Here is a 25657-nt window from a genome sequence, read left to right on the forward strand (position 1 = left end):
AAAATTAAGCTTCCTTGCATAGTAGAAAGGGATTTTAAAATGACCTATCATTTCGACCAAGTTATTGACCGGAGAAATACGTTTTGTACGCAGTGGGACTATATTCAGGACCGCTTTGGGGAGGAAGGCTTATTGCCGTTTTCCATTTCAGATACGGATTTCAAAGCGCCGGAACCTGTTATTCGAGCCGTTAGCGAACGCGTTTCGCACGGTATTTTTGGCTATTCGAGATGGAACCATCACGCCTTTAAATCGAGTATCACTGGTTGGTATAAAACGCGTTTTAATGCCAATTTTGAAGAGGATTGGGTGCTTTATAGTCCGACTGTGTGTTACGCCATTTCCGTTTTAATTGAACTGAACAGTCGTCCGCATGATAAAATCGTCGTTTTCTCTCCGCTTTATGATGCTTTTTTCAACATCATTAAGGAGCAAAATCGTGAACTTGTCTTGAATCCATTGCATCTTGAAAACGGACGTTATACAATTGACTTTCACTCACTTGAACAGGGACTTCAAACGGCTAAAGTGTTATTATTAACAAATCCGCACAACCCAACTGGGCGCGTTTTCTCAAAAGAAGAGCTTTTAAAAATTATGGCACTTTGTAAGGCATACGATGTTTTTCTGATTTCGGACGATATTCATATGGACATCGTGTATCCAGGCTCTGCCTATACGCCGGTTCTAAGCCTTGGCACGGAGCGGGTTGCGATTTGTTCGTCCGCAAGTAAAACGATGAATACGCCGGGGCTGATTGGCTCCTATTTGCTCGTTCCAGATGAAAATTTGCGGGAAAATTTTTTGCGCATTTTAAAGGGGCGTGATGCGCTTTCTTCGGTCAGCATTCTCGGCATGCACGCGCTAATCGCGGGGTATAATGAGGGGGCCGACTACGTCGATGAACTGCTCATTTATTTGGATAAAAACATGAACCTCGTGCGCGATTTCTTTTCGGCCGAGTTACCAGGCATCGCATTTTTGAAACCCGAAGCCACGTATCTTGCTTGGCTAGACGCGAGGTCCCTCAATTTGACGGATGCCGCCATTCAAGAAGCGCTTGTCACAAAAGGAAAAGTGGCCGTCATGTCAGGCGCGACTTACGGAGCCAGTGGCTTCCTCCGCCTAAATGTCGCCTGCCCGGAAAGCAAACTTCTAGATGGACTTTCGCGCATGAAAAAAGCTTTAAATTAGGAGGTGAACAACTTTGAACGAGCGGCAAATGAACCTGATCCAACTACTATTACATCAAAATCAAACTGGTCCAGAGCTTGCCAAGCAATTATCGGCATCAAAAAGAACGATTTTACGCGACATTCATGCGTTGAATGACGAACTCATTTTAGTGGCGAAAATTACTTCGGTTGAAAACGGCTACGCGCTTATCATTTCAAACGAAGATAGCTTTAATCAGCTTTTCAAGCGCACGGCAAGCGATGCGGAACTCCTTTTGTTTGAGCTAGCAACACGCGATTTTGTCACGCTCGATGACTTATCTGAAACCTTATTTTTATCAAAACCGATGCTAACTGATAAAATGGCGTCGTTGAAACAAAGCTACGCGAAACGGCTTTCGATCCTGTCGAAAAAAAATTATGGTCACTTTTTAGATGAGCCTAAGTCCCGCAAAATTACACTGCTCGCCAATTTGATTTTGCAGAAACCAGCTTTCTTTTTAACAAAACTTGGTTTGGCGCCTACTATTTTTGAGCGATTGACAGAAAATATACGCAGTGAGCGCCACGCGTTTCATTATGAACACGCCCACTCTGCCCAAATTGCAAGTATTTGTTTGGCCATTTATGCGCTGCGTTATGAAACCGATCTTCCTGACACAAAAATAAACGGCATTTTAGAACAATCTGGTATTTCTTGTGCCCATAATATCGGTAGTATGGTGCAAACTTTTCTTTCTGAGCAAAATAAACTGATTGCATCGCTTTCAACCGAAAAGATTTTAGATTTATTGCAACTTACTTGCGAGGAGCACGGGGCGCCTTTTTACGATATCGAACTGGCGACGAGTCTTGCGAGTCATCTGAAGCGAAGCGTTGCCTATCCGATTATTCTTGCGGACCGGAAGCTTCATAATATCGCGAATATTAAGGCGCTTTATCCGCTTGCTTTTGACCTTAGCATTCATTTTATTAGTCTTGTGAGGCAAACTTTCTCTGTCCAAATTTATGAGATTGATTTGATTGGGCTATATTTTTCTTGCGCGATGGACCGTGTTAAGACCGCGCCGATTGAACTCGTGCTTTTTTCTAGTCAATATGCGATTGCAAACATTAATAAGCAGGCGATTGAGCGCGCGATTCCAGAAGTGAACGTTAAACTGGCGATGAATCTCGCCGAACTGCAAAGTTTGGTTCAAAATCGCGCGATTAAACTGGTTTTAAACAATCAAGACGGCGCCGCGCCGCAACTAGCAACCGAAAGTTATACAATCCGGCAAATCATGACGGAAACCGATTTACGAGCCATTCGCGACTTGCTCGAAAAAATTGATATTGAGCGGCATTTGGAAGATTATTTCCCGAAGACGACCGAAACCGAGTTCCACAACGAAAAAAACGCATGTTGGCAAACGGTCATTCAAGACTTAACGGCTTTTCTTGTGCAAAAAGGGGTTTTATCGGCTGGCGAACGCGAAAAAATTGTGAGTCGGGAATCAAAAGAAAACAATTTGGTGATTAACCATTTGGCCGTCCCGCACTGCACAACAAATCGCGGCACACCGTTTCTTGGTATCTTCGTCCATTTAAAACATGCTGTCCAAATTGAAGGCGAAACCGTACAAAACGTCCTTTTATCTTGCATCAACCCGAATGTGCGTAACGAATTGAAAATTTTCAGCTACTTGTATGATGTTTTAAACAAAATCGACAGTAGTGTTATTTTAAGTTGGAAAACACACGGTGAATTCATGCGAAGTTTAAACCAAAAAGATTAAGTATTTGGTGGTATAATAAACTCATCTTAACTAAAGGAGTTACTTGTATGAATAATCCCTATGTTCCACTAAATTTATTTACCAATTTTAAAGAATCCGCTGAGCGCTTCCCTGATGTGCCCATTTTCTTTGATGAAACGCTCGCCGGATTTGCCGAACTTGGTCTAGAAACGACGTATGCTGGCTGTTTAGATGCGATTGTGCAGAAAGCCACACAGTTAAAAAAGGCGGGCGTCAAGAAAGCAGACAAAATCATCATTTACAAATCCGCAAAATTTGATACCTACTTGTTCGCCGTGGCCGCAAGTTACCTCGGGGCAGTCCCCGCAATGATTTCGCCACACCTTCCCACTACTACAATGGAAATTTTAGCAGAACGCTTAGATTTGCCCTTCTTACTTTTCGATGCAGCAACGGCTGACAAAGCCCGTGCAATCTCCAATTTGAGCACAGGACAACTCATTTGCGCCGAGGAACTAGCAAGCTTCGCTGTAGAAAAAATCGCTGAGCAAGAAGAACTCCCAAAAGATATGATTTCCTACATGACGCACACGTCCGGCACAACTGGCATCCCGAAATTAATTGCCCACAGCGCAAACTCCATGGGTTGGCGCACCAAATGGCAGCGCAATATTTTAAGCCTTATTCGCGAAAAAGAATTAGCCGCTTTTCATATTTCGCCCGTTCATTCGCGCTTTAACATCGGCATTTCATCCTTGATGTCACAAGGCTTCCCGCTACTTCCAATTGCAAATCCAACAAAAACGAGCATCGAACGACTTTTCAACAAATTCCAGCCGAAAATCGTCGAAACGCACCCGAATAATTTCGTGCAGTGGGTTTCACTCGCTCGCGAAAAACCGGAAATTTTCAAGTCCGTCAAATACTATCACTCCACCTTTGACGCCATCAACAAAGAAACCATGGCCACTTTCTTAAACACATCTTCTGAAAAACGGCCAGTTTTCATGCAAGTTTACGGTCAAAGCGAGTGTGGGCCAATGATTTTGCGTTTCCATACGAAAAAAAGCCTGCAAAACCTCGACGCCCGTAACATGGGTTACGGAATGAAGGGTTTAACTGAAGTTCGAATCGTAAATGATAAAGGCGAGCCCGTTCCAAACGGCACGCCCGGTAATATCCACATGCTTTCAAAAGGAAGAGCCCTTACCTATTTTAAAGAAGACGCGCGCTTCACTGAAAATACGTACGGCTTATGGTGGGACAGCGGCGATTACGGCGTAAAAAATGAAACCGGCGCCCTATACCTCCTTGACCGCCAAGTCGACCTCGTTGAAAATATCGAAAGCACCCTCGCAATTGAGGACAAACTGCTAGATTCCCTCGATTTTCTCGATGAAGTTGTCATCATTCGCGGCAAAGACGGCAGTCCGCAGCCGATTATTTCAGTATGCGCCGACCACGAAATGAACTGGGACGCCTGGTTTAACGAACTAACCGACCTCCCGCACATAAACGAACCAATCATCATGGCTTACGACGACATTCCTCGCACAGCCACAATGAAAGTCCAACGCTTACGCCTAGAGGAAGAGTTGAAAGCGAAGTAAAATGCGACTTGATTTAGCGAAGTTGGGGCATTAAGAAAAACAAGCATAAATCTTGTAATAACACCATCTTAAAAAATGGCTTTTACTGGATTTATGCTTGTTTATTTTTATGAAACAAAACCTTTATGTTCCATACAATCTTACATTACCAAGACGTGTTAAACACTTCCACATCATTTGGCAAATTTTTCAATGCACTTTCAACTGGTAGAATGACGTCATTCCAAATGAGTTTTGTTTTCTTCTTCGTCTATTTTTATACACACATTTTCAATTAACATCCTTGCATCTTCAAAATAGCGCGTTAAATCAATTAAATTTGCCCTAAGCAATAACAGCTCCGTTAAATTGCCATCCAAACTTTTCTTTCCATCATCTGAAATACTATCAATATGTTTTAAAGCTATTTTTATATCCTCATCAAAATCTTCCCAGTAATTTTTTATATCTCGAATCTCATTTTCAGGAATCAAATTATTTTTATAATCTATATTTAACTTATCAATTTTTACAAACAGTGAAAGAAACTTATTCTGTATATCCATTACTTTATTTTCCTCCCTAAAGCTTTAATAGTTTTACCTTTATTAAAATTCCATCCAAATTTAACACTTTTTAACAATAAATAATACATGTTTTGTGTCTACTTTATAACACTAAGCTACAAATATTTTTTAATCAAATAAACATCATGTCCTACTAATACTATTATATAACATACAGATAATAAACAATCGTACCCAAATAGAGAACTTCAACTCTAAGAAAAGGAACTCACTTTACTATTGATTTTTAGATTTCAATGGATTGCTTCAACTTTTCTGAAAGTTTATATTTGATTTAAGCAGCTTCCGAACACCTATTTTTCAAAATAAATGTGTTATCATACTGATGAAATCAATAATTAACAGACTTCAAAAACCGTATTCTAAAAAAAGGATGTAACCTGCTCGGTAGCTAGGTTATATCCTTTTTGTTTATTTGGAATTTGCTCAAGCGTTTTGAATTGGTACTTTTTCGTTTGCATCTGCTTGGCTAGTAATCTGCGTTTGTGGTGTACCGTCGGCGAACAAGCCGATGAATGATGTGCCACTTGCAACTAAATAGCCGAAGAAAATCGTGAGTGCGGCAATAAAACACGCAATAAATACGTTTGTTTTTGAAATTGTTTTTTGATTTGGCTTTTTGCGTTCCTCGGAAAGACCTAGGCCAATTTTTTGTTCCTCGCGACGATCCTCGATATATTTTTTCTTTGCCTCTTTGGTAATGCTGTTATACCAATTAACAAAATTGATATAGGACTCCGAAACGGTTTCCTTATCGCCATCTTCGCGAATACGACCATAATGCATCCACACAATACGATCACATAAGTTTTTCACTTGTGTAATAGAATGGCTGACAAAAATAATCGTTTTCCCACGAGCTTTAAATTCATTGATTTTATCAACACATTTTTGATAAAACGTTTGGTCCCCGACGGATAACGCTTCATCAATAACGAGAATATCCGGGTCTAAATGGACCGAAATGGCAAAGCCAAGACGCGATTTCATACCACTCGAATAGTTTTTAATGGGTTGGTTGATGAAATCTCCAATGTCCGCAAAGTCAATAATGGACGGAATTTGCGCTTCAATTTCTTTATTCGTCATGCCGTGCATAAGGAGTTTCAAACGAATATTTTCAATTCCAGTAAGCGGACCTTTAAGACCTACTTGAATCGCAATTAAAGATGCCTCACCATTAATTTCTACTTCACCAGAAGTCGGCACGATAACGCCCGAAATAATACTTGAAATGGTTGATTTCCCAGAACCGTTAATTCCGATAAGTCCCACTGTTTCGCCGTCACGGATTTCGATACTTACATCACGGAGAGCCCAAAAACTATCGGTTTTTTTATTTAAAAGCGCCGCAGTAATCTTTTCTGTTTTATTTTTAAGTAAATCATATTGTTTTGTGACATGTTTCAGTCTGATTTTAACAGGTTTATCTGTCATTTTTATTTCACCATCCGGTAATTTACTTTTTTATAAACTGACATTCCTATTTTACCTAAAGTGGCAAGGAAAGTCTAGGAAGATTCATTTAGAAAGTGCTATAATGAGCTTAAAATCTGGGTTTTAGAAAGGAAAATAATGATGCCTATGCAAGAATGCAACTTTTATGAACTTGAAATGACGCATTTAAACGCCGAAAATCGTTCAACTATGACTGAAATCTTAAATCTGTTAGACGAAAATTACTTGGAGTTTGGTAAATCTGGAAATAAAACGCAAAAAAAAGATTATTTAAATGCCTCATTGCCGGCTGATCAATATGAAATTTTAGAGTTTGAATCGCATTCATTAGGGCAAAAAAGCCAACTAACAACTTATACGCTACTAAATCATACAACAAATGAAACAAGCTTGCGTAGCAGCATTTGGAAATATCAAAATGGGCACTGGAAATTATATTTTCATCAAGGAACGCCTGTAAATTAACAGATACGCCTAGTTTTGCGAGTCTGATTTCTCCTGAAGCAATTTGTCTTTCAAACTTTTTTCCACATTGTTTCTGTACACGAAAACTTCTGCCAAAATGAAAAATGCAATCGCTAATAGGAATGTGATTCCGATTGACAAGGAAAAATAATAGCCGGGGATAAAAATCGTATGTAAAAGGGAATATAAAACTTGTGGGATAATGGCGTAACAGAGCGTTAATGTTGCGATTTTCTTAATACGCTTGACGTTTCTCTCACGAAACGGTGTTTTCCCTTTTGAAAAGCTTCTAAAAATTTCACTTGCTAGCCATAATGCACCAACTAGGAATATTAAAGCGATAACGGCAACAAAAAAGCCGATACCAGCTTCAAGTGCTACATTTGTTTTTTCTGCCGCAACTGAAGAAGACATAGTAAAGCTAAAAGGGCTATTTTCATCAGGAAAATCGTTAAAACTAACTTCTCCCCCGTTTAGCAACATCGTTCCGCTTACGATTAATGTACCCGCGTAAATTATCGCTAACAATTTCAAAAATGCATGCAAAAAGTAACTCCATTTTGTTAGTTTCATCACTGTTTCTCCTTTTTAGTTTAATTCCGTATATTTTTGACGGGAAACCTTGCTTTTTTCTATAGGATATTTTGCTTTATTCTTCTCCAATTTGGCTAAAATTAGTTCCTCAATATTTAAATTTAAATCAGCTGCCAACATGTAGCTATAAATTAAAACATCTGCAATCTCATCACGAATATTTCCCATGTTTGCTTGAATAGCTTCCTCGCTCGTTTTCCACTGGAAATTTTCAAGTAGCTCTGCTGCTTCAATCGACACCGAAAGCGCTAAATCCTTAGGCTTATGAAACTTGCGCCAATCGCGCTCTTCGCGAAAATCATTAATTTCTTTCATCACATCACTCATTTTCAATCCGCCCCTTTTATTTTTATTATAACAAAAATGCAGAACTACAAGATTACATTTTTTAAAACGTGGTAAAAATGTAATATGTTGAGCAAACTATAAAAATGAGATGAATGTAACTTCTCACAGATTTTAAAAATTTATACGAGGTGTGTCATGAAAAAAATAATTTTTTACAGCGGGAGCTTTTGTATTCCATTCGGCATTTGTTGTATCGTTTTTTATTCGCTGCACATTGTGCCCTTTGGAGATCAAGCATTTTTAGTGAGTGACATTGGTTCACAGTACATGCAATTTTTGCACTTATTTCATAATTTTTTTACAGATGGATTTAGTCTTTATTCTTTTTCAAATGGTATTGGAGATTCTGTTTTATCGCTTAGTGGCTACTATTTGGCAAGCCCTTTCAATCTGATTAGCCTCATGTTCAACGAGGCGAATATGCCGATTGCGCTATCTTGGATGATGATTTTAAAAATTAGTGCGATGGGCTTTTCCATGAGTTATTATTTAGCTAAACACTACAAAACGACCAGTTATTCCATATGGTTATTCTCTACAGCGTATAGTTTTTGCGGTTTTACCATTGCCTATGGTGTGAATTATATGTGGCTGGATGCACTGGTTTTGCTGCCTTTTGTTGTTTTAGGGCTGGAGAAAATTTGGCTTTTGAACCGCGGGACTATGTACGTGATAGCACTTTTTCTTACCATCGTAACAAATTATTATTTAGGTTACATGGTATGCCTTTTTGCGGTTATTTACAGCCTTTATTTGTACGCAATCCGCTATAAAAAACGGGAGGACTGGCGCTTTCGCACACTGCTTTCACGAGGGAAAAAATTTGTTTTTTGTTCGCTTTTTGCTGGTTTAGCGACGAGTTTTATTTTAATCCCGTCCATTTTAGGGATGCTGAATACGGAAAAAACTAACTTTGCGTTTAGTACACTTTTACCTTATCCAAAGTTCTTTGTTTCTTTCTTGTCGCAATTCGGAGTAGGGACAATTCGGTTTGATTCGCGGCTTGATCACTTACCTACCATTTATTCAGGAATATTGATCACTTTATTTTTCATCATGTATTTTTTAATCCGCAGCATTCCTAAACGAGAAAAATTAATTGGTGCTTACTTATTTCTCGCGATTTTTGCTACATTTATCATCGAACTTTTCAACACAATTTGGCATATGTTTCAGGCGCCTGCTGGCTTTCCGTACCGTCAGTCTTTTATATTTAGCTTTCTAATTATCGCATTTGCCTATAAAGGTTTTCTTCATTTCAGGAAATCTTTCGAATCGGTTTATCTTTTTCGGGCAGCTGGAATATTTATCGGCATTCTTATTGCTGGAGAAATCGGGCTGGGCTTTCAAAATCTCGTTTTCAAGCAAGAACCATTTTTTGAAGCACAACAAGTGTGGAGTTTACTAGCGTCAGTTGTTTTTATTGGCATTTATGTTCTTTTGCTACTACTATGGGCACAAAAAAAAGCCAATTGGCTCCTTGTTTTTCTCGCACTTCTCCTTTTCTTTGAATTAGGCAGCAATTATCGAATGGGTCTTCAAGATGTAGATTTTGGTAAGCAACATACTTTTTCAACTTTCTCAAAAAATATAGCTTCCTTTATGAATAAACTTAATCCAGGCGATGAACTTTTCAGGGTTCAAACTAAAATTCCAGGCGCTAAATTAGGTTATGTTGATGTTTATAATGGCTATAATGATGCGATTTCGTTCCATTACGCGGGCACTTCCGCTTACACATCAACATTAAATAAACAAACACTTGAAACGCTCAAAAATTTAGGTCTTTATTCGAAAAATGAACGGCGCTATAGTTATGTCGATGCAAATCCTGCAATGAACTTATTGCTCAATGTGCGCTACCAAATTTCCTATCAAAACGATGCTTTACATGCTGTTCAAAATGCGGAAGCAGTTGGTTCTGGCTTTTTCATCGCTGACGGCAACATAAAATTACGTGACGGCGCTGTTTTTTCAAATTTGGAGTCTGTTCTTCAAGGTATTTTACCTAACAAAGAGCCTTATTTAGTGAAAACAACAGAAGAAATCGTCACGCGTACAAGCGGCGATGTGCTCATGTACCTGCCTAATGCGGAATTTCGCGCAACTGATGAACTCTACGTAAACGGCAAATTGCATCAAACAAACATCGCGATTAACTCTAATCAGCTTTATAATCTTGGTTTCTTTAAAAAAGGTGAAAAAATCTCGGTTATGTTTAAACCGAAAAAACGATTTTCAACTGAGAAAATGGCATTTTATACTCTGGACGAGGCCCGCTTTCAAAATCTCACCCATCATGTAAACTCCGGAGCGCTTCAATTAACGGAAGAAAATGGCGACCATTTGAGTGGCACTGTCACCGCGCCAAAAGGCAAAAAAGAGCTCTTTTTATCCATTCCGTACGATAAAGCTTGGCAAATTAAAATTGACGGAAAAAACACAACAACTAGCCAAGTAATGGGCAATTTCACAAGCATTTCAGTCCCGGAAGGAAAACATCAAATTGCGCTTAGCTACCGTCCGAAAATTGTTCCATACAGCATTTTATTTTCTATTCTTGTTATTGTCGTTGGGCTAATTATTAGACGACGCCAAAAAAAATGACTCCCTACGTTTAGGGAGTCATTTTTATAAATTTTCGCTTTCATAAATTCGCGATTTTTCACCCCACGGATGATAACCATCACCAATATAGCGAAACTGCTGTTTTTCATAGTAGCCAATCAAATTCGTGCAAAGATAGATTTTAGGAAATCCTAATTGTTTCGCCACTTCTTTCGTATGATCGATGAGAAGCTTGGCGTAATTTCTACCCCGATAAGTTTCTTCGATATACAGTGCGCATAGTCACGGGTACAAATCCATTCGGCTAATAAAGTCATTCGTGATAAGAACGGCGCAGCCGATAATCTGCTCCCCATCATAGAGCAAGAACCATTGCGGCAGCGGGCTTTCTGTCTGCATCGCATGCGTTAGACAATCCTCATAAATCGTGCTAGTATCCTCATCGGCCCATTTTGATTGGAAATACTCAATTGCTGGGCGGAGGATTTCGGGGTGGGTGCGAATGGATTTTAGTTGCATTTGGAGAGCCTCCTGACTTCTAATTATAAATTCCTTGTTAACGAATGATATAGTGACGGCTCTATCTCATTCTCCAATTTCAACAACATATTAACGATGGGCTTATCATCATGAATTTCTTCCTTAAAACTATCTTTAATTGGACTACATTTTCCTAAATAATAGAATTCACTTTTATCAGATTCATCTTTTTTTATAAACAAATGCATTTCAAGGTTTTCTTTTTCAATATTTCTAAACTGCATAATATCTTTGGAGTTTAAGTTTCGTTGCGTTTTAGAGTACCAACTTAATACATCAGGAGCAATTAATGTATCTTTATATTTATAATCTATGGCATCTTTTTCATACGTCACAAAGATTGGACAGGTATTATGCTTTATCCTATATCCGTAAATAGTTGATGACTCATCTTTACTCCAATTCATTAATCTACAGAAATCTTTTCTTGTATAGCGTTCATAAAGTGAGAAACTGCCACCATTTTTGTATCGTTGCCCTCTGCAAAGTCCTGTTTCAATAATATCATCTACTAGAATGCGAAAACTTGAATCACCTTTCATTAGCGCTACCATTGTATCCGATAGTTCTAACTTCTCACTATCATTTTTAAGCAAAGAAATATGTCTATATGGATTTTTATTATCTGATTTGAAAAACTCGAATGTTAACACAGATATTACACTAGAGATAACAGCCTCATCATAGGCAATCCCTCGACTCTGCAATAATGAACTAATTTCTTGCTTAGGTATAAAGCTATATTCTATTAAGTATTTTAGCACTATTAATTCATGCGTTCTTTTACCTGTTAAGAGCTCTTGTGTCAAGAAGTTTAAGATTTCCTCACCTTCACTCTCAACATAAAAATTCTCTTTCATAGTTTTTAAAAAGGCATAATAATTCTTTTTCTTACTCGCAATTATGATTGGGTCTATAGAATCATTCTCAATAAAATCTTTGAGTAGAGGTACTCGATTTAACCTATATTTTAGATCTAAAAATAATTCTTTGAGTTCTTTCATTGAATCTAATGTTGCTACCGTTATAGCTTCATAAACTCGAGCTTCTGCAATTCTCTCAAAATTGATAACAGATACTCCCGAGAGTACTGTTTTGCTCAAATAATCTTTGAGATTTCCTTTATTTAGAGACTTATCTCCATTCAAAGCTATTGGGATTAAGAAATTATTTTTGTAATTTCCAATAAAATCTATTACTGTAAGAAATTCTTTCTCTGGATACTTTCTTAACCCTCTACCAAGTTGTTGGATAAAAACAATGCTAGATTTTGTATGGCGTAACATTATTATCTGATTAATACAAGGGATATCTATTCCCTCACTAAACAAATCAACTGTTACAATATAATCTATTTGTCCCTCTTCTAACTCACAAATTACTTTTTCTCGTGTTTTAATGCTATCTTCACCTGTTAAAGCTTTAGTCTTTAGTCCTCTTGCCGTTAATTCTTCTGCCAGTGACCTTGCTTCCTCTTTTAGACTACAGAAAATTAAACCATGTACTTTATCCCCATCAAATCCATAATAATTAATCTTTTCAATTATATGCTCAACTCTCTCTGATTCAATTAAATTTTTCAGCTTTGTATTATCATCCACTACTACACCATCTTTTTCATAATCAACTACCCCAAAATAATAAAATGGAACTAGCATATCAGCTTCCAATGCTTCTTGTAAACGGATTTCATAGGCTACATTGAAATCAAATAAATCATAAATATTCAATTCATCAGTACGCTCGGGAGTTGCCGTCATTCCTAAAAGAAATTTAGGGTTAAAATAGTTTACAATATCTAAATATGAGTTTGCTGCAGCCCTATGTGACTCATCAATGATAATATAATCAAAGTATTCTTTTCCGTAGTAGGTTCTAACTTCTTCCTTAGATATTGTTTGCACAGTAGAAAAAAGATATTTAGCCGTATAATCACGTTGATTACCCGTTAATATGCCGTAATCTCTCTCATCTCCACCAATAATATCCTTAAAACATTCCAAAGCTTTTAACAATATTTGCTCCCTATGGACAATGAATAAAAAACGCTTTGGCTTAACATTTTGAACGTCAAAAGCAGCTAGATACGTTTTTCCTGTTCCTGTTGCAGAAATTACTAAAGCTTTCTTTTCTCCCTGATTTCGTAAAGTCTCTAACTCAACAAGTGCAACTTTTTGCATACTATTAGGTGCAATAGTCACTTCTGACTTTTCAACTTTTATTTTACCTAATACCTCAGCCTCTATTTTTTTCATTTCTAAAAACTTTTTCTCATATTGATTAATCAAGTCAGGAGTTAAATTAACCGCGCTTTTCCATTCATCTTCAAATTGTCCATTTATTTGTTCAACAACTTTTCCGTTTTCATTCGAACTAATCTTAAAGTTCCATTCATAATTTGTCATTAATGCTGACCTTGTTAAATTTGAACTGCCTATCATAATAGATTGGTAATTCCCATGATCAAATATATACCCCTTTGAATGGAAACCTTCCGAATCAGAAATTCTCACTTCTAAATTCTTAATTTTCAAAAGTTCTCTATACATCTTTGGACTATTAAATGCAAGATAATTTGAAGTAATGATTCTGCCTTTTACACCCTTAATTGCTAAGTCATATAGTACTGTTTTTAGTGCCGCTAACCCTGCATAAGAAATGAAAGCAATTGTAAATGAAAAATTTTTACACACTTTTAATTCAGACTGAAGAACTTCTAGAACTGTTTCATCAGCTTTTTGATTATTTATCACCAATCTAGGCGATAGTCTATTTTGTATGTAATCTTAGCCATCAATTAGGCTGGATTGAATCGATTCTTTTAAAGCTTCATTTATATTCATTTAGGAATCTCCTTCAAATAGATGTTATCCTTTAATTCTAGCCACTGCTTCCAAATCTGCTGGTGCCCAATCAATTAAATTCAGTTCATCTCTATCTAACCATACAATTTTGTCATGGTCATTTAATTTCATTTCTCCACTAATTATTTTTGAATAAAATACTGTTAAATTAACATCACCAAAGTCATATGAATAAGTACTCGAACAAATTTCTTCACCTATCTCTAAATCTACATTCATTTCTTCCATTATCTCTCTCTTTAACGCATCTCTAGGCAATTCATTTTCCTCTATCTTTCCACCTGGGAATTCCCACAAACCGCCTAAAGATTTATCTTTCTTCTCGCACACAATACTTTATTTTCTTTTATAATTGCTGCCCCAACAACATTGATTTTTTTTTTCATATTTTTTTAAGCCCTCACATTTTCATTTTATATTTATTATAACAAAAAACTTCCATTTTGCAGGTCAAATCAAATTTTTTATTAATTTTTGAATCACACAAAATCCTTTTGCTTTTAATTGCTTAATTAAAAGCAAAAAAGCGTAACTTCTCGTTACGCTTCATAAACTACAACCGCGGATCAATCTCCGCTTCCTTCATCGTTTCAAACAACATATTAATAGCGGCCGCTTTATAAACGTCATTGTGCTCCGAAATTTCTGCTAGCGGCACATCGAGCATTTCTTCACCGTACTTATATTCCGAAATCGATGTTCGAAGCTTTTGTTTAACTTTTTTGTTGCGTATTAATTTGGCATATTTTCCTTCAAAATGATAGTCGTAGCCGTAAATTAAGTGTAAATAGTCCTCATTGCGCACTTTCATTGCGGGAGCTACATTTTCCACTTGCTTTTCTGGCTTTATTACAATACCTTCCATTTTTTGGTCGAAAGTAATGGTTTTAAAGTAGTCTGCCGCAATTTGTGAGGCATCCTCATTTTGGAGATTAATCGTGACAAAAGAGTCGTCTGATAGCACAGCATACATTTCTGAAGTTGTTCCTGCCCAACGTTTTTCGGTACCATCATTTTGAACCATCTTTAAAATAGAAAATGGTTTGAATGTCATTTCTTCAGGTGAGCCGTATAATTTTAATTGTTCATCAAATTTTTCTGCGGCTTTTTTCAGACTTTCCGTCGCAACATAATTATTTTTTAAAACTAAGGCATTTTTAAACGTTTGATAGTCACCACTTCCATATTTTTCAATGAGATTTTTTTTACTCATTTTCACTTGGTCGTATTCAAAATCGGTTGCTTCCATTTTCTGAATCACCGCCTGAAAGGCTACATCATATCCTGCTTCAGCCAAAATATCCAATTCGGTATGTTGCGCGACACTAATTGGTGTGTATTTCTCATCAATTAAACCTTGTCCGAGAATGTGCCATGGCATGAGTTCGCCGTCCAAAATGAGCCATGATAAATCGTTTTTTTCAAAAATATCATTAAACCGCGTTTTTAGCGTAGCGAATAAATCATTTAGACGTTCGTCGCGGATTTTAAAGCCGTTACGGCTAACCGCGTAGCTTTTTTTACTGTTTTTGTGCAAATAAATATTGCAACGGGAGCCCATGTATTTAGGCTGTAACGTAATTTCGCAGCAGTCTTTAGAGCGGAAATAATCAAGCGCTTTGTCTAACGACTCAAGTTCATTTTTCTCTGCATCACTTTCAGCGGGCGCAATTGTTCCTGAAATGAAATTAATTTTTTCCTCTGCCACGTACGCTAAACGCTTCGCATCTGCCGTTGTTAGTTCAGCTTCCGACACTTGTTTTTGGCGTTTAAACAAAGTAGGCAGTTGCTCGGTTTCTGCGTTGTCGCTTTGTACGGACTGATACGACAAACGATAGTTCAGCGTCACACCCGTCAGCGAGCCACCCTGCACACATCCCGTATCAACATGAATATTATTTTTTATGCGAAAAGCCTGATTTGAAGCGATGTGACCGAAAAAGTGGTACGGGGGAATCGATTTCGCCTCATCTCTCAAAAACGACAACTGCTCTTCAATATTTTCATCTCGGAATAAACGGAAGTTGCGCATCTGCCGTTTTGATTCATCGTCGAGCTTGCCTAGGAATTTCGTTTTACACGGCGCATGAGTTGCGTAAAAGCTTGGTTGTCCTTCTCCAATGACACGATAAAACGGCTGCGCCTGTAAAACAAGTTCAACAAATTTCGCATAAAGTTCTGCATCTGAAGAGAGTACAGGAATTGAATCAAAATAGTCTCTTACGAGCGTTTCGTCCGCACCTTGAATTTTCTTTTCAATATATTTATGCACAAAATTTTCATGATTGCCTAAAACAATGCGAAAATGCGTTTTATTTTTATAAAGAAACTCGACCATCGCGCGCGTATTTTTCCCCTTGTCGATAAAGTCGCCAAGCAAAATAAATTCGTGACTTGGTTTTTCGACAATCATTTCATCCGCATCAAAAACGAAATTATATTTTTTCAAAAGCGAGATAAGGCTCGTTTTACACTCATGAACATCCCCGATAAACGTGTAGGTTTCGTCTGGCGGAAGAAGCGTACCAAGCATTTCCTCATAATTTGAAATCGCCACATCTAGTTTCTGCACCGGAAATCTTACCCGGTGAACAGCCTGATAATTTTCGCGTCGTAAAACGGGTAATACCTCACGCCGCAAACGTGTAATATGGTTCGAAATAATAGTTTTACTTCGTTCCGTTCGAAAATAATCAGCGCGATTTTTATAATCAAACAGCACTACTTCCACATTGTAATGATTTTCTACGGCAATTTTTCTTATTTGCTCGCGAAATTTATCGGAAAGTCCCGTTGAATCAATAACGACGAAATCGGATTGAATCGGAAACGATGTCGCAAGTCTCAGCTTTTCATACAAAAGAGAAAAAGCTTGCTCACTGCTCTCAAGCATGACTCTCGCATATTTGTCATGCGCATGCCCCAGTAAATCTTGGCGAATTTCATCTGAAGAAAGATAGCTGATGTTCATAAAATAGTTCTTCTCCGGTACATCTTTACGGAGTGCCGGCATCAAAAATTCCTTCGCAAATGTCGTTTTCCCACACTCACTCGGTCCAATCATCAAAAAAATCGTATGTAAACTCGTCCTAAGCTCCATCTATTCCACCTCTTTTCTATAAATAATTGCACCGCTCGACGTACTAATACCGTTCACTTTATCCCCTATTTGGAAAAAATCCACTTCAAAACGGTTAGACCTCCCGACAATTTCGCGAAGCCAATCTTGAAATTCTTCAGCAGAACTTTCGAATTTATGGTCCGTATGGCGGAACGCATCTTCCAGTTCATAAAACGCATTGAAATCCCGATTAGGCGTCGTCACAATAAAATGTTCGAAATCTGTACTATTTAAAACTTGCGTCACCAATTTGTCAGCCTGCTTTATCGGCATATGCTCAATCACTTCCGTAAGCAGAACATCCACTTTTTCAGTCGGCGCATTTTCTAAAAAATGTTCGAATGATTCGTACGTACCGATATTTTCAATTTCCTCGCGGCTCGCCCGCTTTTCAACGTGCCTTAGCAATTCGGTATCAATATCAATCGCGTAATAAAAATCCGTGTCGGCTAGCTTTTTCGCAAATGGAATCGCATAAAAGCCTTCCCCACAACCAATATCCACAATGGAATTGGAAAAATCAAGCCGCGCTAAAATGGCGTTACGACGCTGCAAGTGTGTGCCACCAAATTGCAACTCGATATCGTATTTTTCAGTCGCTTCCAATTGTTTTTTAAATTTTTGAAACGTTTTCGGACGAAAAAGGAAGTTTTGCGCGAATAAATAGCGAATAAAATAAGGCACATCTAAATCGATGAGGAACTGAATGTATTTTTGAATTAAACTATCCTCCACTTGGATGGACTCTTTACTATTCATCGCTAGGAACAAGCAAAATACATTAGCTAACTTTAATAAGTCGCCTAGTGTTTCCTCGGTTTCAATTGCCACTTCATAATAATTCTCTGTCTTCTTCACAACCGTAAAATCATAGTTCTCAAAATGTTGTTTAAAAAATCGCAAATAATGTTCTTTTCGCGCATAAATCATTGAAAAAACAAGACGATTTTTAAAACCTCGTGTATCTTGATCGTTTTCTTTCGTATAAACACTCCTAAAAAAGTCATTTGTCATCTGCAAATAAGCAAATGGGCTCGTATATTTCGATAGGTTTAAGTAATCAAAATCCGGTTCATTTTTCCCCTTAAAAGAAATTGTGTTTTGCGCATCTTGAAAAAAGACGTGGTATGTCCCTTCAGCGCTAAACCAGCCTGTCGCAATGCCTTTTCGAATGCCCCGAAAAACCATACCAGAAGCTGGATTTTTCTTAATCAGAAATGAAAATGCCGGATTTGTGCTTTTCAATTGAATAATTGCCATGATGTTCTCCTTTTTCTTTTTAGTATAACAAAATAAGACTAGCAGCACCCATATTTTTCGATGCCGCTAGATAAATTCACCCATAATTTTTTCGAAATCGCTCGCTTCCACATTGCCCCCCGCTCCAAAAATAACATCAGCTTCTTCTCGGTTTAAAACGAGTTCGCCGCGAGCCTTCCCGTGCAAGCAAAACAAATCATAGAGCGTTGGCTTTTTAAGTGTCGTCATAGCATAAGTGATTGCCTCAATCCCCGTTAAATGCGTATGGATATTGTTTGGCGCTCCCTCCTCATGCCCCAAACCTAAATCACACCAAACGAGCTCTTGTGCTTCCAAGTCAACAATAAATGGCATGACCGCCATCTGTATAGATGTTAAGTCAAACTTTTGCGACACCGTTTTCGGTTCGAAAATCTCACCTGACTCGCTATCCGTTCGGTTCATCAATCCGACAAAGCATTCCTCTAATTCCGAATACGGGATTCTTGAAAAACTATTGATAGATATCGCTGCATATTTCGCGCCAATTTCCTGAGCTCTTTTCAGTTTTATATCAATAAATTCGGAAGCCCCATCTGGCGCAGACGTAATATCACCACTATGCGTCATTGTATGCGCCGCATCTCGCAATTCATAATACGAACAGTAAGACACTTGACTATAATTTTCATCAAAAAGCATTACCGACGAATCAATATCCACCATGTCACCTTTCCAGTAAATAAACAAACGCAAAATCGGATGCTCCTCAAAATTCAGTTTGATTCTTGAACCACGGGCAAATTGCTTCAAACTTTTATTCGTGGAGCGATTCGCAAACGGAACCGTGTAGTTTTTCAACTCCTCATCAACAAAGACTTTTCCCAAATAATCTTTTTGCGCAAACTGCGAAACTAACGCATCGTCGCAAATTTGAATGACACGCAAAGCCGTCTGCATGGCGATTTTGACACGTGTTTCTTCCGTCACAAAAACTTTTGCTTTTTGACCTTTTGGGAAAAAAATACGCGCCGCCTGATTTTTCGTACGGCTTTCAAAATGGCTGCGCATGTTAAGCAAAATCGGCACCGACGTGCGAGTTGCCACTTGCTTAAATGCGTGAAACAGCTGGTTTTGTTCCGCTTCATCGAAAAAAATTCTAAGCAGATAATCGAAACGGCGCGCAAATTCGCCTGGGCGGGATTTTAAAAGCGAGATTGCTTCCGCCAAATTAGATTCAGCAAGGGCACACTCTACTTTCCGATTAAACGTAATGACTTTTTCATTGTTTCGTATCACATCAAATCCCGCCGCTGCGTGCGGATATACGTTCCGATATTCAGAAGGGTGCAATTTCTCACCAAGGCGAATGAACGCCCGTTTGTGTCGGCGCATATCCTCCGTTAAATTGGCTGTTTCATTAAGATTTTCCAGCATTAAACGGCGCATTGGTCTTTTGAAGGTAATAAAGCGAGTGGGTTCAGCAAGCGATGTATCGCCGTCTGACAAGCTAACCGCAAAGCGAAGCACATCCGTTGCCGTTTTCATTTCCGCCATCAAAGCTGCCGTGTCCAACTGGTATTTAAGACACATTTTAATTAGAAAAGCCAAATTTTCTTTTTGTGTCACATTTTCAAATTGAGCTTTCCCACCAAAATTTCTAAGTAAAATTTTCAAATCGGCTTTATCATGCCCACTGAACGCTTCCTTGCTATGAATCAGTTGGTTGGTGAGCATTATCACGTCCGCTTCACTGACACATTTGATTTCTTGCAACTTGTAGACCCCGTTTAGTGCTGCACGCGTTTCTTCTTTATCATTTGGCAAATAGGAACCGAACGTCGCATAATGCAAAACGGCTTTCCCGTAAAGTTCCAAATCGTCCATTTCCGCCACTTGTTTTGGGAAATTTTTATGGAATGCTTTATGATTTTTCACGCCTTTTATTTCATACATCGCTGCCAAGATCCCTTCTAAATGTTCATTAGAAAGGCCTTCTATTAGCTCGATTGAAACAGAATAGCCTAATTGCGCAGCTTTTGTTAGAAACTGTTCTAATTTTTTTGTAGTGACCTCACTATTTTTTATTTGAGGTAAATAAATTCCGTTTTGACGTCGAATTGTTAATTCATACATGTTGTTTCTCCTTTTTATACGGAGGAAAAGAGGCGAACTAGTTCCTATAGAAGGAAGTCCGCCAAGAGCCTCCAAATTTCGGTAGCTGGAAATGCAATAGACTAATTGAGGTTAAGAAGGAAGTCTATCTGGAGCCAGCTTGTTTTTACCCTTTTATGACCCCTAGTGTGTGTAATGTTTTCACGATTGTGACGAGGTCTTTTTGGTTTTGCATCACTTGGTCAATGTCTTTATACGCGTAGCGGCTTTCTTCAGCTACATCTTTTAAATTGGTTTTCCCAAGTGTCACTTGTTGGTTTTCTAAATCTGCCAATACTTCTTTAGCTGGGAAATTCGCTTTTGCTCGTGTTCTGGAGTAATTTCTGCCGGCGCCGTGTGAGGACGAATGGAAGCTTTCTTTACTCCCTAGTCCCATTGTAATGTAGCTTTTTGAGCCCATTGCGCCTGGAATTATACCTAGTTCGCCGTTTTTAGCACTTGTCGCGCCTTTTCGGTGGACATACACTTGTTCGTCGTAATGCGTTTCAAGCGAAGCATAGTTGTGGTGGCAATTAATCCGCCCTTTAAATTCGACCGTTTGATTTAATTCTCGCTGCACAATTTCACGCGTGATTTCCATCGTTCGGTTCAACATTGTTTCGCGGTTTAAATACGCGTAATCAAGCGCGAAGTTCATCCATTCAATATAGGCGCGCCCTTCTTCGGAATCAATTGATAAGAAGGAAAGCGCGTTTTCTGCCGACAAATTGCTGTACCATTTTTGGTTCGCTTCTTGCGCAATTTTATCAAAATGCGTACAAATTGCGGCACCAAGATGGCGGCTTCCAGAATGGAGCATAATACATAAATAGCCTTTTTCATCTTCTTGGAATTCAATGAAATGATTCCCACCGCCTAGCGTTCCAATTTGATAGTACGCATATTCAATTGTTTCGCGCACATTTGGAAGCGCCTCATAAAACGTCATTTTTTCTGCTCCATCCAGTTGCTCGGAAATTTGCTTCTCGCTGTGCTTCCCTTTTCCAACCGGAATTTTTTTTAGCGTCGTTTGAACAAGTTGCGGCATAATTTCGCGCACATCGCGTGCTAAAATATTCGTTTCAATAAAACACATCCCGCACCCAATATCCATCCCAACCGCGTAAGGCACAATCACATCTTTCGTCGCCAAAACCCCGCCAATCGGCATTCCTTTCCCAAAATGCGTATCCGGCATAAGCGCAAGCCATTTGAACACGAAAGGCAAACGAGCAACTTCTTTCGCTTGTTCTAAACAGCCTGCCTCAATATCAGACGCGCTTTCAAGCCATATTTTAATAGGTTTTCTGTTCGCTTTTTTTCGTAGTTGACAAACATATTCTTGCACTCCTTCACTAATCGATATCTTTAGTATAGAAAAAAGTCATGATTTTATCTTTTAAAAAAAGGTGCGCAATGTTAATCTGAAAGAGAGAGGAGAAGATTTTTGTGGCAAAAGAATTCCAAGAACTAATCAAAAATATGAATACGGTGCGCACTTACGCCCGCGATTTCTACATCTACGGCTTTAAAACACGCGAAGAATTTGGGCAAAAAAGCATTCGCAGCTACGATACCGAGCGCCGACGCATTGAAAGCTACTTCCATAATTACATTGAAACGGAAGTAAGTGGCACGAAAAAAGTCGTCCGCCTTGCGATTAACACCAATTCTTTAAGCGAAAACCCTTTTTTCTCGGTATGGAAAGCAAAATCCTTTACGAAGAATGATATTTTCTTGCATTTCATGCTCATTGATGCACTCACACTCGGCGCCAAAAACTTGCAAGAAATACTCGGCATCCTTGACGCGGAAAAACTAATCGAAGAGGGCACTGTTCGAAAAAAACTATCGGAATATGTCAAATTAGGAATTTTCGAGCAAACCAAACAAAAAAAAGTGAACTATTATAAGCTTGCTGATTTTCCAAAACTTTCAAATGGATTTTTAACGGCCATTCAATTTTTCAAGGAAGTGCTGCCAATTGGGGTGCTAGGCGCGTATATTTTAAACGTGCAGCAATTTGTCCCCGCTTCGCCGTTTCAATTTAAACATTTCTATCCTGTTCATACTTTAGATGAACAAATTGCGTTTGATTTACTTGCGGCCATTCAGTCGAAAAAGTACGTTGAAATCCACCGTTTCGGTCATGAAAATGTCATTTCAAAACCATTTTTACCGATAAAACTACTAGTTAGCTCGCAAACTGGGCGGTGTTACGTCATTGGGCGAATGAAGCAAAGTCGTTTTTTCACTACTTTCCGCCTAGAACATCTTGCTTCTGTAAAGCTGTTAGGTCATTCGGAAGATTTCGATCATATCGTAGCAGAATTTGATGCATGTCAGCCGTATTTTTGGAGCAATATGACTGGGAATTGTGAGAAAGACAGATTGGCGATGCAGCTTCAAATCGATGAAAAACGCGATGGATACCTTATTGAACGGATTAAACGTGAGGGGCGTTCTGGAAAACTCACGAAAATTGGGCCACAACTTTTTGAATATGAGATTGAGCTGTTTGATTTGACGGGTATCAAACCATTTTTACGAACCTTTATCGGGCGAATTGTTAAGATGGAAGCTAGTAAACGAGGTTTCGTGCAAGCATTCTTTAAAGAAATTGGCGAAATGAACGCCTTTTATGAGGAGGAAGAGTGAAATGCCCATTTTTAGCGAAATTTATGGCACGTATTATTTTATTGTCAATCAAATATTGATGCAAAATCGTCCACTTTCTGCTGATGAAATTCGGGCGATTATTCAAGATTTAGGCTACAACGAAACACTTTTCCATCTCGAACCGCAGTTATTACAGGAAGGAAATTGGGATTTGCTACATAAAAAGGAGCAAACTTTCACGCCTAAATTGCCCGCAATTCCACCTGTTTATCGTGAGCTTGAAAAACGGTTTTTGAAAACCATTTTAGAAGATGCACGCATGGCTCTATTTTTAACACCGGAAGAACAACTTGAATGGCAAAATCATTTAAAAGACGTGCCCCCATTATTTTCTTCCCAAGATATTTTTTATTTTGATCAATTCGCAGATGGCGATATGTATACAGATTCCAACTACATTCGCTGTTTTAAGGTCATCTTAGAGGCGATTCAAACGAATAAGCAAGTTTATTTGGAGTATGAGAATGCTCGGAAAAATCAGCTAACTGGGGTTTTTAGCCCACAAATTCTGGAGTTTTCTCAAAAAAATGATCGTTTTCGTCTTCATGCTAAATCTGCGCAAAATGGCACAGCCTATATTTTAAATGTGAAGCAAATTCATTCGGCCACTTTAATGGCAGAAAACGCGCGTGAGCAAACGACTCCAAAGCCTGTCACTAAAACGATTCACTGCACACTTTATAATCGGCGAAATGCTCTAGAGCGCGCTATGTTACACTTTGCAAGCTATCAAAAAACAACGAAACGGATTGATGACAAAACTTATGAGCTAGTGATTTCTTATCCTGCGCCAACTGAAAATGAACTACTTATTCAAATTCTTTCTTTCGGCCCTATGCTCCGAGTCACTGCACCAAGCACGTTCATTAGGTTGCTAAAACAAAGATTGCAAAGACAAACTGAACTTTCTTTAGGAGATTAGGTTTTCATTCACAAAAAAGGTATAATGAATACTAAGTAGAACGAAAAGGAGGATGTTATGAAAAAAATTGGGATGGTTTTTTGGTGCTCCGTTATACTTATCCTTCTCGCCGTTTTACTCGGCGTATTTTTCCCACAAGGCTTTGAAACAGCAACAGCCAACATTCAACAATTTTTAACAAGTACGTTCGGCTGGTATTATTTGCTTGTTGTCGCCATTATCGTGGCTTTTTGTATTTTCTTAATTTTAAGCCCCATTGGCGCCATACGTTTAGGGAAACCAGGCGAAAAGCCAGAGTACAGCAATACATCATGGTTTGCCATGCTTTTTAGCGCAGGCATGGGGATTGGCCTCGTTTTTTGGGGTGCAGCAGAACCGCTTTCTCATTTTGCGGTCAGCTCACCAAGCGGCGAAACTGAAACACAAATCGCGCTACAGGAATCGCTACGCTATACTTTCTTTCACTGGGGGATTTCTGCATGGGCCATTTATGCGGTCGTAGCCCTAGCTCTTGCTTATTTTAAATTTAGGAAGAAAGCACCGGGTTTAATTAGCGCAACCCTCTACCCTATCCTAGGTCACCGGTCGTCAGGAACGATTGGGCATATCGTAGACATCATCGCCGTTTTCGCGACAGTCATTGGTGTGGCGACAACTTTAGGGCTCGGCGCCCAACAAATTAATGGCGGACTTGCGTATCTTTTCGATATTCCGATCAATTTCACCATTCAAATGATTATTATCATCATTGTGACAATCCTATTCATGATTTCCGCGGCTAGCGGTTTAAACAAAGGCATCCAGATTTTGAGTAATCTCAATCTTTATATTGCGGCTCTGCTTCTTGTGCTGACGCTCTTTTTGGGTCCAACGGTGAAGATTTTGAATGAATTTATGAATGGTTTTGGAGAGTATTTGCAAAATTTTGTGCAGATGAGTTTTCGAACGGAGCCGGGCAATCCAGCTGGCCGCGAATGGATTAACAGTTGGACGATTTTTTACTGGGCGTGGTGGATGTCCTGGTCGCCATTTGTCGGCTTTTTCATCGCCCGTATTTCCAAAGGGCGTACAATTCGCGAATTTCTAATGGGCGTCATCTTGTTACCAACAATTGTGAGCGCACTCTGGTTCGCGGTATTTGGCGGTACAGCCATTAACATTCAGCGCACGGTTGTGCCAAGCTTGCAAAAATTACCAACGGAACAAGTTTTATTCGGCGTATTAAATGAGCTGCCACTAGGCTCCATTTTATCGATTATCGCGATTATCCTCATTGCTGTTTTCTTTGTGACTTCGGCGGATTCAGCAACGTTTGTACTCGGGATTCAAACGACAAATGGCTCACTAAATCCAAGTTTCCAAATTAAATTAGTATGGGGCATTTTACAAGCCGGCATCGCAAGCACGCTTTTATTCTCTGGTGGACTGCAAGGCTTACAAAACGCAGCAATTATTGTCGCATTCCCGTTTTCGGTCATCATTATTCTCATGATGATCTCGCTCTACATTTCCCTTTCAAAAGAACAAGAGCGACTCGGTCTATTTATCCGTCCGAAAAAATCACAGCGAGATAATTTATAGCACAAAAAAACAGGGCCGACTGCCCTGTTTTTTT

The 25657-nt window shown here is 38.7% G+C and carries 19 protein-coding genes and 1 pseudogene; 8 read left to right on the forward strand and 12 right to left on the reverse strand.

Translation table 11 applies throughout. The features are described from left to right. Positions 1–39 precede the first annotated feature (39 nt). The 3 genes from CFS60_RS11635 to CFS60_RS11645 are packed head-to-tail and all read left to right on the forward strand — an operon-like array spanning position 40 to position 4524. On the forward strand, positions 40–1194 hold the full coding sequence (locus tag CFS60_RS11635) for a MalY/PatB family protein (protein ID WP_088816043.1): 1155 nt from the start codon (positions 40–42) through the stop codon (positions 1192–1194). A 13-nt stretch (positions 1195–1207) separates the two neighbouring features. Beyond that, entirely contained in the window at positions 1208–2953 is a 1746-nt protein-coding gene (locus CFS60_RS11640; protein ID WP_088839280.1) for an HTH domain-containing protein, read from the forward strand. Positions 2954–3000: 47 nt separating this feature from the next. Continuing rightward, a complete protein-coding gene (locus CFS60_RS11645) occupies positions 3001–4524 on the forward strand; it encodes an acyl-CoA synthetase (protein ID WP_088810408.1) in 1524 nt (507 codons plus the stop codon). Between the two features lie 218 nt (positions 4525–4742). Here the strand turns inward: CFS60_RS11645 and CFS60_RS11650 are convergent, their stop codons facing one another. Then, positions 4743–5069, reverse strand: coding sequence for a hypothetical protein (locus CFS60_RS11650; protein ID WP_088839281.1), 327 nt, complete (start codon positions 5067–5069; stop codon positions 4743–4745). Between the two features lie 447 nt (positions 5070–5516). Then, the gene (locus CFS60_RS11655; protein ID WP_088816050.1) at positions 5517–6527 is read right to left on the reverse strand and encodes an ABC transporter ATP-binding protein; all 1011 of its coding nucleotides are present in this window, start codon (positions 6525–6527) and stop codon (positions 5517–5519) included. Positions 6528–6665: 138 nt separating this feature from the next. Here CFS60_RS11655 and CFS60_RS11660 point away from each other — a divergent pair, with 138 nt between their 5' ends. Continuing rightward, a complete protein-coding gene (locus CFS60_RS11660) occupies positions 6666–7013 on the forward strand; it encodes a DUF4440 domain-containing protein (RefSeq protein ID WP_255377323.1) in 348 nt (115 codons plus the stop codon). 9 nt (positions 7014–7022) lie between these two features. Here CFS60_RS11660 and CFS60_RS11665 read toward each other — a convergent pair whose 3' ends face one another. Together CFS60_RS11665 and CFS60_RS11670 are read right to left on the reverse strand one after the other, a co-directional pair. Then, positions 7023–7586 carry a DUF2975 domain-containing protein gene (locus tag CFS60_RS11665; protein ID WP_088839282.1) on the reverse strand — a complete coding sequence of 188 codons (564 nt, stop codon included), beginning with the start codon at positions 7584–7586 and terminating at the stop codon, positions 7023–7025. A 15-nt stretch (positions 7587–7601) separates the two neighbouring features. Further along, a complete protein-coding gene (locus CFS60_RS11670) occupies positions 7602–7934 on the reverse strand; it encodes a nucleotide pyrophosphohydrolase (protein WP_088816053.1) in 333 nt (110 codons plus the stop codon). A 156-nt stretch (positions 7935–8090) separates the two neighbouring features. On the opposite strand from CFS60_RS11670, the gene CFS60_RS11675 reads away from it, so the two are divergent. Further along, positions 8091–10562 (forward strand): YfhO family protein, encoded by a 2472-nt coding sequence (locus CFS60_RS11675; RefSeq protein ID WP_088839283.1) that lies wholly within the window; start codon positions 8091–8093, stop codon positions 10560–10562. 24 nt (positions 10563–10586) lie between these two features. On the opposite strand, the gene CFS60_RS14090 is transcribed toward CFS60_RS11675, so the two are convergent. The 8 genes and pseudogenes from CFS60_RS14090 to CFS60_RS11710 all read right to left on the reverse strand — a co-directional run bounded on the left by CFS60_RS14090 (position 10587) and on the right by CFS60_RS11710 (position 21789). Then, positions 10587–10796: a GNAT family N-acetyltransferase gene (locus CFS60_RS14090; protein ID WP_369823199.1), complete on the reverse strand. Its 210-nt coding sequence runs from the start codon at positions 10794–10796 to the stop codon at positions 10587–10589. A gap of 9 nt (positions 10797–10805) precedes the next feature. Continuing rightward, positions 10806–11042, reverse strand: a complete 237-nt coding sequence (locus CFS60_RS14095) for a hypothetical protein (RefSeq protein ID WP_255387567.1) — start codon at positions 11040–11042, stop codon at positions 10806–10808. A gap of 23 nt (positions 11043–11065) precedes the next feature. Beyond that, positions 11066–13816, reverse strand: coding sequence for a DEAD/DEAH box helicase (locus CFS60_RS11685; protein WP_255387572.1), 2751 nt, complete (start codon positions 13814–13816; stop codon positions 11066–11068). Positions 13817–13930: 114 nt separating this feature from the next. After that, a pseudogene (locus tag CFS60_RS11690) lies at positions 13931–14313 on the reverse strand ((deoxy)nucleoside triphosphate pyrophosphohydrolase). Between the two features lie 167 nt (positions 14314–14480). Beyond that, positions 14481–17027: a metallophosphoesterase gene (locus CFS60_RS11695; RefSeq protein WP_088839285.1), complete on the reverse strand. Its 2547-nt coding sequence runs from the start codon at positions 17025–17027 to the stop codon at positions 14481–14483. After that, positions 17028–18308, reverse strand: a complete 1281-nt coding sequence (locus CFS60_RS11700) for a methyltransferase domain-containing protein (protein ID WP_088810420.1) — start codon at positions 18306–18308, stop codon at positions 17028–17030. It abuts the gene before it with no gap. Positions 18309–18374: 66 nt separating this feature from the next. Continuing rightward, positions 18375–20423, reverse strand: coding sequence for a TerD family protein (locus CFS60_RS11705; protein WP_088839286.1), 2049 nt, complete (start codon positions 20421–20423; stop codon positions 18375–18377). A 145-nt stretch (positions 20424–20568) separates the two neighbouring features. Further along, positions 20569–21789, reverse strand: coding sequence for an RtcB family protein (locus CFS60_RS11710; protein WP_117614842.1), 1221 nt, complete (start codon positions 21787–21789; stop codon positions 20569–20571). Between the two features lie 101 nt (positions 21790–21890). Between CFS60_RS11710 and CFS60_RS11715 the strand changes: the two genes are divergently transcribed. The 3 genes from CFS60_RS11715 to CFS60_RS11725 are packed head-to-tail and all read left to right on the forward strand — an operon-like array spanning position 21891 to position 25623. Beyond that, the gene (locus CFS60_RS11715) at positions 21891–23099 is read left to right on the forward strand and encodes a WYL domain-containing protein (RefSeq protein ID WP_088839287.1); all 1209 of its coding nucleotides are present in this window, start codon (positions 21891–21893) and stop codon (positions 23097–23099) included. A 1-nt stretch (position 23100) separates the two neighbouring features. Continuing rightward, a complete protein-coding gene (locus CFS60_RS11720; RefSeq protein WP_088839288.1) occupies positions 23101–24042 on the forward strand; it encodes a WYL domain-containing protein in 942 nt (313 codons plus the stop codon). 57 nt (positions 24043–24099) lie between these two features. Further along, positions 24100–25623 (forward strand): BCCT family transporter, encoded by a 1524-nt coding sequence (locus tag CFS60_RS11725; RefSeq protein WP_088810425.1) that lies wholly within the window; start codon positions 24100–24102, stop codon positions 25621–25623. The last annotated feature ends 34 nt before the right edge of the window (positions 25624–25657 follow it).

The sequence above is a fragment of the Listeria sp. ILCC792 genome (assembly GCF_900186135.1).
GTDB lineage: Bacteria > Bacillota > Bacilli > Lactobacillales > Listeriaceae > Listeria > Listeria goaensis.

What these genes read in the sequence shown, in the direction of transcription:
- CFS60_RS11635 (WP_088816043.1), top strand. Translation starts at nt 40, where the DNA reads ATGACCTATCATTTCGACCAAGTTATTGACCGGAGAAATACGTTTTGT.
- CFS60_RS11645 (WP_088810408.1), top strand. Translation starts at nt 3,001, where the DNA reads ATGAATAATCCCTATGTTCCACTAAATTTATTTACCAATTTTAAAGAA.
- CFS60_RS11650 (WP_088839281.1), bottom strand. Translation starts at nt 5,069, where the DNA reads ATGGATATACAGAATAAGTTTCTTTCACTGTTTGTAAAAATTGATAAG.
- CFS60_RS11655 (WP_088816050.1), bottom strand. Translation starts at nt 6,527, where the DNA reads ATGACAGATAAACCTGTTAAAATCAGACTGAAACATGTCACAAAACAA.
- CFS60_RS11660 (WP_255377323.1), top strand. Translation starts at nt 6,666, where the DNA reads ATGATGCCTATGCAAGAATGCAACTTTTATGAACTTGAAATGACGCAT.
- CFS60_RS11665 (WP_088839282.1), bottom strand. Translation starts at nt 7,586, where the DNA reads ATGAAACTAACAAAATGGAGTTACTTTTTGCATGCATTTTTGAAATTG.
- CFS60_RS11670 (WP_088816053.1), bottom strand. Translation starts at nt 7,934, where the DNA reads ATGAGTGATGTGATGAAAGAAATTAATGATTTTCGCGAAGAGCGCGAT.
- CFS60_RS11675 (WP_088839283.1), top strand. Translation starts at nt 8,091, where the DNA reads ATGAAAAAAATAATTTTTTACAGCGGGAGCTTTTGTATTCCATTCGGC.
- CFS60_RS14095 (WP_255387567.1), bottom strand. Translation starts at nt 11,042, where the DNA reads ATGCAACTAAAATCCATTCGCACCCACCCCGAAATCCTCCGCCCAGCA.
- CFS60_RS11695 (WP_088839285.1), bottom strand. Translation starts at nt 17,027, where the DNA reads ATGGAGCTTAGGACGAGTTTACATACGATTTTTTTGATGATTGGACCG.
- CFS60_RS11700 (WP_088810420.1), bottom strand. Translation starts at nt 18,308, where the DNA reads ATGGCAATTATTCAATTGAAAAGCACAAATCCGGCATTTTCATTTCTG.
- CFS60_RS11705 (WP_088839286.1), bottom strand. Translation starts at nt 20,423, where the DNA reads ATGTATGAATTAACAATTCGACGTCAAAACGGAATTTATTTACCTCAA.
- CFS60_RS11720 (WP_088839288.1), top strand. Translation starts at nt 23,101, where the DNA reads ATGCCCATTTTTAGCGAAATTTATGGCACGTATTATTTTATTGTCAAT.
- CFS60_RS11725 (WP_088810425.1), top strand. Translation starts at nt 24,100, where the DNA reads ATGAAAAAAATTGGGATGGTTTTTTGGTGCTCCGTTATACTTATCCTT.